Source organism: Colwellia sp. M166 (genome assembly GCF_024585285.1).
In the GTDB taxonomy this organism is placed as follows: domain Bacteria; phylum Pseudomonadota; class Gammaproteobacteria; order Enterobacterales; family Alteromonadaceae; genus Cognaticolwellia.
The window spans coordinates 3,306,527-3,318,900 of the sequence record NZ_CP040755.1; the positions used below are offsets into that span (position 1 = coordinate 3,306,527).

Genomic DNA, 12,374 nt, shown 5'->3' on the forward strand with positions numbered 1-12,374 from the left:
TGAAAATGAATTAATACATAATCAACTGAATTAAAATATCAAGTGAATCCAGATAACGACACCATCATCATTGCAGATACTCAATGCAGCGAAGTGACCTTGCTTTCTGAGCAGGAACAAGCGGCTCAAGCACAGCAAGTTAATCATAACAGTATGGCGCACTTTAAAATTATCGATATTTTAGGTAAGGGCGGCATGGGCGCGGTTTATAAAGCTAAAGATCTGGCTTTAGAACGCTTTGTTGCGATTAAAATGCTGCGTATCAGCGATGCTCAACAGGCATTAATACTGGCAGAAGCGAAAACCATTTCTAAACTTAATCACCCTAATATAGTGACCATTTATGATATTGCTCGTGACGGCGATAGCAACTTTATTGTCATGGAATGGGTTAATGGTCGGCCATTAAATGCTGTTATTCCGCAACAAGGTTTGGCGCTAAATATCGTTATCGATTATGCCAAGCAGATGGTGGCGGCACTTGCTTGTGCCCATCAGCAACACATTGTTCACCGCGATATTAAACCGCAAAATATTATGGTCGATATAAATGACCAGATTAAAATACTCGATTTTGGCATTGCTGCCTTGTTAGAGCCCATTGGCAGTGTCGAGCTAGAGCAAACGCCAGAGTCAGCACTAAAAACCGCGTTAACACCAGCGAAAATACCGTTAGTAGCGGCTATTGCTTGCGATGAAAATATCGAGCTAAAATCGTCATCATTAGCAATAACAGGCTCTGTACAGTATATGGCACCGGAGCAAATTCAAGGGCAAACGGGTGACGCGCGGTCAGACTTATTTTCTTTCGGCATTGTTTTGTATGAAATGTTGGCCGGTGTTAAACCTTTTTTAGGTTTTAATTTAGCGCAAATTACTGACGCTATAACGCAGGGAAAATACACCCCGTTAGCCGAACTTATCGCTGAACGTGAGGCTGAGCGCAAACTTGTTGATAAAAATATTGCGGAAACCGGCGGCAAACCGCCTCAGCTGAGCGTACCTGCTGAACTCATTGCCGTGGTTGATAAGTTACTACAAACACAGCCGGCAAAACGTTATCAAAGTGCAAATGCCTTAGCGCAAGATCTTGCCACCATAGATCAGCAGTTAAGAACAAAAAAAAATTGGTGGCAACAGCAACATTGGCTGACCCAAAGTTTATTTATTTTACCGCTAGTCGCTGTTTTAGGTTGGAGTGTACGCAGCGTTTTATTCCCGCCCAGCACGCAAGAGTTGATTGCTCGGCAGCTGGTTGAAGCAAAGAAGATTGCTTTTTTACCGTTCGATAATATTAGCGGCGATCCGGTGTTACAAATTTTTAGTGACGGTATCGCGACTATGCTCAGTAGTGATTTAGCCGAAGTAGGTTATCAGCAAGGTGATGGTAGCACTTGGGTATTACCAACAAGTGAAATTAGACAACTTGACGACCCGAGCGTTAGTGGAATTTATAATAAATATGGTGTCGATACTATAGTCACCGGCAGTATTCAGCATATGGGATCTACGCGCAGTTTGCATTTGAGCTTAGTGAATGGCGCTGATGGTCGGCAGTTAAAGTCTATCCAGCTGACTTTAGATGCAAATAATTTATTCGCCGCGCAAAGCGACATTCGCCAACAGGTGATGAACTTGCTCGGTTGGCAAATACCAGCAGAGTTAACCGCTCGGTTTGCTGCGCAAAAACCGGCCTTTGATGGTGCTTATAAACACTATTTAGCTGGCCGAGGCTATCTATATCGCTTTGATCACGAAGACAATATTGCTAAGGCATTGGCTGCTTTTAATGCGGCGATCAGTCTCGACCCTAACTATGGCGATGCCTATGTCGGGCTAGCAGAGTCACAGTTACGTCATTTTATTGAATCAAATGATGCGACTCAACTGCTGCCAATGGCGGCAACGGTTGAGCAGTTGAAAAAAGTCAATGGCCAGCATAATTTGCTCAGTTATTTACAAGCTGAGCTGAGCCTTAACCAAGGTGATTATGCCCAAGCGGTAGAATTATTCAAAAAAAGTATAGGGTTACAACCACGATTTTTAAAAGCCTATGCTGGCCTTTCTGATGCCTATATAGAGTTAAATGAAATTAAAATGGCTGAAGACATTTTATTGCAAGCGTTTAAGTTGATGCCAAATAATACGACCGTTATAGCAAACGTGGGAGCTCTTCATTATAATAATGGTGAGTATAATCGAGCAATAAATTATTTTGAATTATTAGCACAACAAGTACCCAATAACTATATTGCTCACCTTAATATCAGTGCTTGCCATTACCTTTTAGGTGATACTGAACAGGCTATTATAGCTGCAGAGAAGTCCATATCAATTCAACCAAATGCCGATGGTTTTGCTAACCTTGGTACCTACTACTTTATGTTAAAAGATTTTAATAAAGCAGTAGAAGCGTATGAGCAGATGATCGCTTTAAATGATAGTGACTATATTAATTGGGGTAATTTAGCCGATGCTTATCGCTTTGCAAATAATTCTAAATATATAGGAGCTTTTCGGCAAGCAATAATCCTTAGTGAACAAGCTGTTGTGTTAAATCCCAATAACAAAAATGCTATAGCCTCATCAGCATATTATTATGCCAATTTAGATAATGTTGATAAAACACAGTTTTACGCCAAAGAGATCGATAAAAAAGATACCGGTGCTGATAATTTCCTCATTGCTGCCGCCTATGTTCGCTTAAATATGAAAAAAGCGGCGATTAAGCATATAAAATCTGCTATGAATAAGAATTATTCACTAGCTGAGGTTGCTAATTCACCGCTTTTTGATGATTTAAAAGAGGATCCTGAGTACCTAAAAATGTTGATAATAAATTAAAAGTATCTATTTTTTTATTTTCACTTGAGGATCCCAAGCGATTGAAAACTTGTCGCCATTAAGTTTAAAGTGAATATTAATGATCACCGTATCAGTTTCAGTCGCACCTTCGGTGATTACCGCTTTATAGGTTACTTGCGCTTTACTTTCTGTTGATACCTGATGTAAATCAAAACGATTTTGCAGAATGTTTTTCCATTTAAACTTCGCTTTGTTGCTATCGCTGCTGTCACCATTGTTCCATGGTTGTAGCGAACAGGTCACAGTATCACCGTCGTTAATTTCAAACGGCGGCGTTATTTTATCTTCACCGGCACTGTCTGATGAGTAGTAAAAATAAGTTAACTCTTGCTCTTCAGTTAGATAAGTGACTTTTCGGCCTTTGCCATTAAATTGATGCGCTAAGGTTTGATCATTAATGTCGTTAGCCAGTTTACTAAAATCCATATTGACATAAAAAGTGATATCTTCAGCGGCTGTTTCGTTGGCGGTCTGCTCAGTGGTCATAATCTTGTTCCCTTTAGTTATTATTCGATATTATTGGTTATTAAGTATCTACGATGAGTGTTTAGTTATTCGTGTCAGAAAAAGTTACCGATACGAGAAAATGATTAATTAACCTGAAGTCGTATGCAGATATTTTCTGAGTCATGTTTTATTTTAGCTAAAATTATTTCTCAATAAGAGGCTGAACAATAAACTAGCAATCGAAAATGAATAAATCAATACTTAAAAAATTAGTATTTAAAAAATCAATAGTGAGGAGATATTCTCTATTAATATCAATTGAGTTTAAGCGTTGAATAACGCTTAAGGCTGTTGATTTTTTAGAAGCAAAGTCTATTCGACTTTATAGGAACTATCGCTGATTTGAGTCGCTAACGATATTTTATGTCTTTTGTCTTATAGGCACTGTTTTGCTCTAATATCATCAATAAAGCTATTGCTGTTATTCAGGTTTAGGGCGGCTTGGTGTTATTTGGACTCTTGGCTGAAGCTCGCCATCATTGTAGCAAAAATACCATTGACTTTTTTGCTCAGAATTAAAGTGATTTTTTTCTGTGTTGGCGGCTGTTGGCCAAGGTTTTTTAATCTGTCATTTTGCTGAAATAAATCGATAGTGGTAATTTCAGTTTGTGGTGCAGCCTTTGCAGGCAAAACTTGATCATTGCTACTCATTGGTATTTTATTGTTTTTTACGTTGTTGTTGTTGTTGGTGTTATTTATGCTTTTATTAAAATTATCATTACTGATAAAGCCATATGAACTGGCATCAACCTCTATATCATTAAAGTTAAAGTCCTTGGGCAGGGGATCTGGGCGAGTGGCGCCTGACTTATAATATTCACGCATAATTTTCATATAATTGATAAATGATCTTGGTACGCTCATATCTCTCTCCAATCTATAACTATTCATGGCTATTTGGGCTCTGCATTTTATTTTATGGTTGATAACAATTGAATTTATGCGATATTTTTTAGTGCTTTACTTGGTAACTTGTTTTCTCGTGTGCTGCTACGGCAGCTAAAAATATTCATTTCAAGTTTATTATCATAGTTGTTGAGCACTCAACATAACCATTACACGATATTACATAGTGAATGGAATGGTGTTAATGAAGCTGATTATTAGCGATCGAGTAAAAATAGCTATAATTAATTTTCTTGATATATATCACATTAACGCAATGTTTTTTTAAATATATAAATTAATAAGTTGAGGCAAGGTATTGATTGTTGTACCATCCACAGCAAGTAAAAATTTGAATTTGGTTGCTTGTGTCTTTTAATTTTCCTAAAACATTAATGGTATTACTGCTATGTTTGACTTTTGTTGGTCAAGCGGTAGCGGCTGCTGTTATGCCTTATCATATGATGAGCATGTCAGGAAATAGCGCGCAATTACCAGACGAAATCATGATGGACCATAGTAAGCATAATATGGCTGAAAGCTTTTCTGGAGACTCAGACGACTCTTCAGAAGATTGTTGTGTTAAAACCTGCAGCTGCTTTACGGGTGGCTGCTCAACCGTTGCTGTGTTTATGAAGAACATAGGCAGTAGTCCAATTATTGATTTATCTGCTAAAATACTTTCTCATTCTCCTTTGGCTGACAACCAACAATCTACATCACTTTACCGCCCTCCAATATTAAGCTAAATACAGCATAATTGTGCCAAAAATTGGCTCATTGATAGAAAATATCTGTATTAGGCTTTTTTGATCTCTGTGTTTAAAGAAAACTATCTTTAGTGACATCAAAAATAAGCTAATTATTATTAAAAATATTAATTAATATCCCTATTGGAGGGGTTTATGTCTTCAAATAAATTTACCTTAAAGTTTGCCGCAATCTTGGCTTTAGTGTTTGTCATTGCCAGTTGCTCAGATAAAACCGTAGCTGCAGATAGTGCTAAAACGCAAAATGTTCAACCTAAAACCATTCATTTAGAAGTGTACAAAAGTCCCACTTGTGGTTGTTGTGAAAAATGGCTTAATCACATCCATGACAGTGGCTTCGAATCAAAAATCCATAATTTCCAAGATTTCTCAGTGATTAAAGAAGAGCAAGGTATTGCGCCTCGATATCGCTCTTGTCATACCGCAATTTCAACCGACGGATACACTTTTGAAGGCCATGTGCCAGCAAAGTTCATCAAACAATTTTTACAAGCACAGCATGCAAGTGATGTTATTGGCTTATCAGTGCCTGCAATGCCGGTAGGTACGCCAGGAATGGAAGTTGGTGAAAAGTTTCGTCCTTATCAGATTTTACTATTAAAATCTGATGGCAGCTATGAAGTTTATGCCACTATCCAGTCGTACAAGGAGCAATTCTAATGCTTAAAAACAACCACTACAATCAAGTTTTTATTAACGTAGGTTTGGGGGTTTTAATGATGACAAGTTTGACTGCGCTTGCTGAGCAGTCAGTGCAAAGTGGAGAGATACTCACTTTTAAGCAGGCAATTAAAGTCGCACAACAGCATGATCCATGGTTAAAGGGTAATCGTCATCAACAACAAGCTATTGAGTCTGCAAGTATTTCTGCTAATACCTTACCAGATCCTAAAATATCGGTTGGTATGGGCAGCTTACCTACAGATAGTTTTGACTTGAACCAAGAGGGTATGACTCAGCTGAAAATAGGTGTCAGTCAAATGATCCCACGCGGTGATACGTTAAAATTTAAAAGCCAGCAACTGCAGCTTGAAAGTGAAATGTATCCATATCAACGCTTAGATCGAGCTGCAAAAGTTGCGGTTACGGTCGGTGGTTTATGGTTGGATGCTTACAGGGTTCAGCAAAGTGTTGTTTTAATTGAAAAAAACAGATCTTTGTTTGAGCAGTTAGCTGATGTCGCTGAAGCAAGTTACTCATCTACTTTAGGTAAAACTCGTCAACAGGATATCGTTAGAGCACAGCTAGAACTGACTCGCTTAGAAGAACGATTAGATAAACTAGCGCAACAGAAAAATAAATACGACGGCATGCTCTTACAGTGGTTAACACGATTTGCATCAGCAAACCATACAGTGGATGACGCTGCTTTGTACTCTGATTTGTCATGGCATGATATTGCACTTAGCCAGCAGTTACCGAGCATTGATTTGCTTAATAGCAATTTAGTTTATGCTGAAAATTGGCTGAAACCTCAAGACTTAGTGCCTTTCTTTTATCCACATCCCGCAGTTATTGCTGTCGATAAAAAAGTTAACGCGACAAAAACGGGTATCAAGCTCGCCAAACAAAAATACAAGCCAGAGTGGGGTGTTAACGCTAGTTATGGTTATCGCGCGGATGATCCTATGGGCCAAAACAGAGCAGATTTATTTTCGGTTGGTGTGACATTTGATCTACCGATTTTTACCGAAAATAGGCAAGACCAAGATGTTCGCTCCGCTGTTTCTAAAACCGAAGCGATAAAAACAGAAAAATTATTACTGCTTAGACAATTACTCGGCGCCTATTCAAGTGCCAAAGGTCGACTACTACGAGTAAAAGAGAGACAAAACTTATACAACACAAAGTTACTGCCTCAAATACATGATCAAGCGGAAGCTTCGTTAACGGCCTATACCAATGATGATGGTGATTTTGCCGAAGTGGTGCGTGCACGCATTGCCGTATTGAATGCAGAAATAGATGACTTAACCTTGAATGTCGAAGAACAAAAAATACATTTGGAATTAAATTACCTTTTTATCGGTGGTATTAAGACTGCAATGACTGAAAACAATCTGAATGTGACCAATAGCAGCCAATATGCAGCTATGTCGGGAGAGAGAGAATGAGCAGCACTACATTAGGAAAAAACATTAAACCAATTGTTATGGGTATGATCATTGGCGGTATTATCACCGTTGGCGCCTATGCAGTATTAGCGCCAGTTGGCAGTGGCCAGAGCACAAGTGCGGCATCAGCAGAAAAAAAACCATTGTATTGGGTTGCACCTATGGATGCTAATTACCGCCGCGACAAGCCTGGTAAGTCGCCAATGGGCATGGATTTGGTGGCAGTATATGACGATGGTGGCAAAGGTCCTGATGAAGGTGTTGGCACCATCCGAATTTCCTCTGATGTCATTAATAATTTGGGGGTTCGTACAGCAACAGTTGGTTATAAATCATTACACACTGAAATCAATACGGTTGGTTACGTTGCTTACAATCAGGACAAATTAGTCCATATCCATCCGCGAGTGCAAGGCTGGATCGAAAAACTTCATGTTAAAGCCATAGGTGATCCAGTCACAAAGGGCCAAGCGTTATACGAGATATACTCACCCGAGTTAGTTAATGCGCAAGAAGAGCTATTGTTGGCGTTAGATCGTAAAAATAGTCGATTGATTAGCGCAGCGAAAAATCGTTTAGCGGCTTTACAATTACCTAAACAAGCGATTGCTAAGCTGCAAAAAACTAAAAAAGTTCAACAGCGCATTACCTTTTATGCACCACAAAACGGTGTGGTTGAGAATTTAAAAATCCGTGAAGGCTTTTTTGTTAAACCAGGTTCAACATTATTGTCTATTGGTGACTTATCTGAAGTTTGGGTTGATGCCGAGGTTTTTGAACGACAAGCAGATCAAGTGAAAATGGGCACGCCAGTGACCATGACACTGGATTATCTGCCAGGTAAAACTTGGACAGGTCAAGTTGACTATATCTATCCTACTCTTGATGCGAAAACCCGTACGGTGAAAGTTCGTTTACGTTTTAATAACGATAATGAGGTTTTTAAACCTAATATGTTCGCGCAAATTGCTATTCATACTACCGGTGATGAACGTGCACTGCTTATCCCTAAAGAAGCACTGATTAGAACCGGCAATCAAGATAGAGTTGTGCTCGCGTTAGGTGAGGGCAGTTTTAAGTCGGTAGCTGTTAGCGTAGGGCGTTATGACAGTGAAAGTGTTGAGATACTTGCCGGTATTAGCGAGGGAGAAAAAATCGTTACTTCAGCGCAGTTCTTACTTGATTCTGAATCAAGTAAATCATCGGACTTCAAGCGCATGAATCATGATGACTCAAGCTTAGATGAGAGCACGCCTGCTTCAGTTTGGGTGTCAGCAAAAGTACAAAGCTTGATGGCTGATCATAAAATGTTAACTTTAGCGCATGAAGCTATCCCTGAGTGGGATTGGCCTGAAATGACTATGGATTTTATTGCTACCGACGCGGTTGATTTTGCACAACTTAACGAAGGTCTTAGTTTACATGTTGAAGTGACAAAAACAGCTGCTGGCGACTACCAAATAAGTAATATTCATGTTCCTGATGCACCTGCTAATGATGCCGATGTGATGACAGACATGCAAATGTCTAAAAACAGCGAGCAAAATTCAGACATGTCTTCGGCGACCGTCACCGGTACCATCAACTCATTAATGGTTGAGCACGGTATGATCAATATCAGTCGCTCTGCTATTGAAAAATGGAATAGAGCAGCAGCAACCGTTGATTTTATCACTGATGATGGCGTTAGTTTGGCAGGACTAAGTCAAGGTATGTTGGTTAAATTCAGTTTTGAAATTCGTGATGGCAACTTTGTTATTGTTGAAATCTCTCCTATAACCGATGGTGAAACATCAGCCGTAACTTCGAGTATTGAAGCGCCTGCTGTTGATCACTCAAACCACTAATAAAGGAGTTAAACACTTATGATTGCTTCTATTATTCGTTGGTCAGTTGGTAACCGTTTTTTCGTCTTACTGGCAACATTTTTACTGGTCGGTGCTGGCTTGTACTCGATCAGTAAAACCCCTATTGATGCTTTACCTGACTTGTCTGATGTACAGGTAATAATAAAAACCAGCTACCCAGGACAAGCACCACAGGTGGTTGAAGATCAAGTCACTTATCCAATGACAACAGCGATGCTGTCTGTACCTGGAGCGGTTACTGTGCGGGGATATTCTTTTTTCGGTGACTCGTACGTCTATGTCATTTTTGATGAAGATACCGATCTTTATTGGGCGCGCTCACGGGTCTTGGAATATTTAAGCCAAGTTGCCCCTAGTTTACCTGCTGATGCCAGACCACAATTAGGTCCTGATGCCACAGGGGTGGGCTGGGTATATTTGTATGCTTTGGTTGATAAAACTGGGCAGCACGACTTAAGTCAATTACGTAGCATTCAAGATTGGTTTCTAAAGTTTGAGTTGCAAACCGTGCCTGGTGTTTCAGAAGTTACCGCGCTTGGTGGTATGGTGAAACAATACCAAGTCAGAGTTAATCCGGATAAATTACGTGCCTTTGGTATACCGCTGTCGTTGATTCAAACGGCAATTAAACAAGGTAACCAAGAAATAGGCGCATCTGTTGTTGAAATGGCAGAAGCGGAATATATGGTGCGAGCGACCGGCTATATAAAAAGTGTTGGAGATCTAGAAAATATTCCATTGGGTGTTAATCAAAATGGCACACCATTGTTGTTAAAAGATGTTGCTGACATTGGCACGGGTCCACAAATGCGTCGCGGTATTGCTGAGCTTAATGGTGAAGGTGAAACCGTGGGCGGTATTGTGGTGATGCGTTTTGGTGAAAACGCTCAACAAGTGATTGATGGTGTAAAAGCAAAGCTTGAACAACTGAAGAAAGGCCTGCCAGATGGTGTTGAAGTCGTGCCGGTTTATGACCGTTCAGCACTGATTGAGCGAGCGGTAAATAACTTAGCCTTTAAGCTGTTAGAAGAGTTTGGCGTTGTGGCTCTGGTTTGTATTGTTTTCCTTTTCCATGTTCGTTCGTCACTGGTCGCTATTGTCAGCTTACCTGTTGGTATTTTTACGGCTTTTATCATTATGCATATGCAAGGCTTAAATGCCAATATCATGTCATTGGGGGGTATTGCTATAGCCATTGGTGCGATGATTGATGGTGCTATCGTAATGATAGAGAATATGCATAAGCATATGGAAAGGACGCCACTAACCAAGGAGAATCGCTGGAAAATAGTGACTGAATCCGCTAGTGAAGTTGGTCCTGCGTTATTTTTTAGTTTATTGATCATTACGGTTAGTTTTATTCCGGTCTTTACCCTAGAGGCGCAAGAAGGACGTATGTTTGCGCCACTGGCATTTACCAAAACTTATGCCATGGCGGCTTCTGCAGCACTCGCGATCACCTTAGTGCCAGTGTTAATGGGTTACTTTATTCGAGGTAAAGTATTGCCAGAGCATAAAAATCCGGTCAATCGTTTTTTAACTTTTATCTATATGCCGGCGTTGAAAACGGTATTGAGATTTCCAAAAATAACCTTAGTAGCAGCATTAGCTGTGCTTGCGGTTGGTATTTATCCACTTGATAAAATTGGCAGCGAGTTTATCCCACCGCTCGATGAAGGCGACTTAATGTATATGCCAACGACTTATCCTGGCATTTCTATTGGTCAGGCACGGCAGTTACTGCAACAAACGGATAAACTCATCAAAACAGTGCCAGAGGTTAAAACGGTGTTTGGTAAGGTTGGTCGGGCAGAAACAGCGACAGATCCTGCGCCACTGACTATGATAGAAACTTTTATTCAGTTAAAACCTCATGATCAATGGCGTGAAGGTGTTACCACCGAAAGTTTGAAAAAAGAGTTAGATGCGTTAGTCAAATTGCCAGGAGTAACCAACGCTTGGGTGATGCCGATTAAAACCCGTATCGATATGCTAGCAACCGGCATTAAAACCCCCGTAGGTATTAAAATTGCGGGTCCAAAGCTGGACGTAATTCAAGATATTGGTAAACAAATTGAAGAAATTTTAGCTGATGTGCCCGGCACCGCTTCGGTGTATTCAGAGCGTGTTGCAGGTGGACGTTATGTTAAAGTTGATATTCAACGTGCTAAGGCCGCTCGTTTTGGTTTAAATATTGCGGATATTCAACAAGTTGTTGCTACGGCAATTGGCGGTATGAATGTTACACAAACCGTGGAAGGGTTAGAGCGTTATCCTGTCAACTTACGTTATCCGCAAGATTATCGTGATTCACCCGAGCAGCTAGCATTATTGCCTATTGTCACGCCTAGTGGTCAACGTATTTCATTAGGTGATGTAGCTAATGTCTTTGTTGAAGATGGCCCTCCGGGTATAAAGTCTGAGAATGCCCGTTTAAATGGTTGGGCGTATGTCGATATTGACGGTGTAGATGTTGGTACATACGTTGTAGATGCACAGCAGGTTGTTGCTGATAAACTTATACTGCCAGCAGGCTATTCTATCGTTTGGGCAGGACAATATGAGTATATGGAACGTGCTAAAGCCAAGTTAGCTTATGTGGTACCGTTAACTCTATTTATCATTATCATTCTCCTGTACTTAAATTTTAGAAACGTTGTTGAAGTAGCCATGATCATGGGCACGTTACCGCTTGCGATGGTAGGTAGCATCTGGTTAATGTATCTAGAAGGTTATAATTTCTCAGTGGCAGTTGGTGTCGGTTTTATCGCGTTAGCGGGGGTTGCGGTTGAGATAGGCGTTATTATGCTTGTCTATCTAAATCAAGCTTACCAAGCAATGCTTAGTGACCATCAAGCAAAGGGTATTGCTACGACAAAAGCCGATGTGCTTGAGGCGGTAATACATGGTGCTGGTATGCGTGTTCGACCGGTAATGATGACAGCAGCGGCTATCATTGTTGGTCTGTTGCCTATTTTATATGGTACAGGAACTGGCTCAGAGGTGATGAGTCGAATTGCCGCGCCTATGGTTGGCGGTATGTTAAGTGCAGTTATTTTGACACTTCTTATCTTACCGGTACTCTTTTATTTATGGCGTTCAAACTCATTACCTAAAAAGAAAATTATAAAAAAAAAACCGATTAATGTATTGAAAACCAGCAGGAAATATCATAAGTGGTTAATGCTGTTTATTGGTGCACAATTTGTTATTTGGTCAGTTACTGGTGCTTATATGGTCTTTTTTAATATTGACTATATTCATGGCGACACTTTAGTGATTAATCATCAAAACAAAATTGATCCAAATAATATTAATTTCACCTTGAAATCACTACAGCAACAATACCCTGATGCGGATAAAGT

At 40.0% G+C, this 12,374-nt stretch carries 7 protein-coding genes and 1 pseudogene; 6 read left to right on the forward strand and 2 right to left on the reverse strand.

The features are described from left to right. The first annotated feature begins 42 nt into the window (after window positions 1-42). Window positions 43-2,844 carry a serine/threonine-protein kinase gene (locus FGD67_RS14925; RefSeq protein ID WP_257171908.1) on the forward strand — a complete coding sequence of 934 codons (2,802 nt, stop codon included), beginning with the start codon at window positions 43-45 and terminating at the stop codon, window positions 2,842-2,844. Between the two features lie 6 nt (window positions 2,845-2,850). Here FGD67_RS14925 and FGD67_RS14930 read toward each other — a convergent pair whose 3' ends face one another. Both FGD67_RS14930 and FGD67_RS14935 read right to left on the reverse strand, forming a co-directional pair. Further along, window positions 2,851-3,351 (reverse strand): hypothetical protein, encoded by a 501-nt coding sequence (locus tag FGD67_RS14930; protein WP_257171909.1) that lies wholly within the window; start codon window positions 3,349-3,351, stop codon window positions 2,851-2,853. 468 nt (window positions 3,352-3,819) lie between these two features. Continuing rightward, window positions 3,820-4,236 (reverse strand): hypothetical protein, encoded by a 417-nt coding sequence (locus FGD67_RS14935; protein WP_257171910.1) that lies wholly within the window; start codon window positions 4,234-4,236, stop codon window positions 3,820-3,822. A gap of 389 nt (window positions 4,237-4,625) precedes the next feature. Here FGD67_RS14935 and FGD67_RS14940 point away from each other — a divergent pair, with 389 nt between their 5' ends. The 5 genes and pseudogenes from FGD67_RS14940 to FGD67_RS14960 form a co-directional block, all read left to right on the forward strand. Then, window positions 4,626-5,006 carry a hypothetical protein gene (locus FGD67_RS14940; RefSeq protein WP_257171911.1) on the forward strand — a complete coding sequence of 127 codons (381 nt, stop codon included), beginning with the start codon at window positions 4,626-4,628 and terminating at the stop codon, window positions 5,004-5,006. 156 nt (window positions 5,007-5,162) lie between these two features. Further along, complete coding sequence (locus tag FGD67_RS14945) at window positions 5,163-5,687, forward strand: DUF411 domain-containing protein (protein WP_257171912.1); 525 nt, start codon at window positions 5,163-5,165, stop codon at window positions 5,685-5,687. Continuing rightward, the gene (locus FGD67_RS14950) at window positions 5,687-7,141 is read left to right on the forward strand and encodes a TolC family protein (RefSeq protein WP_257171913.1); all 1,455 of its coding nucleotides are present in this window, start codon (window positions 5,687-5,689) and stop codon (window positions 7,139-7,141) included. Before FGD67_RS14945 ends, FGD67_RS14950 begins: the two co-directional genes overlap by 1 nt. Continuing rightward, entirely contained in the window at window positions 7,138-8,988 is a 1,851-nt protein-coding gene (locus FGD67_RS14955) for an efflux RND transporter periplasmic adaptor subunit (protein ID WP_257171914.1), read from the forward strand. Before FGD67_RS14950 ends, FGD67_RS14955 begins: the two co-directional genes overlap by 4 nt. A gap of 18 nt (window positions 8,989-9,006) precedes the next feature. Continuing rightward, window positions 9,007-12,120, forward strand: a pseudogene (locus FGD67_RS14960) (efflux RND transporter permease subunit); the annotation flags it as partial. Window positions 12,121-12,374 lie beyond the last annotated feature (254 nt).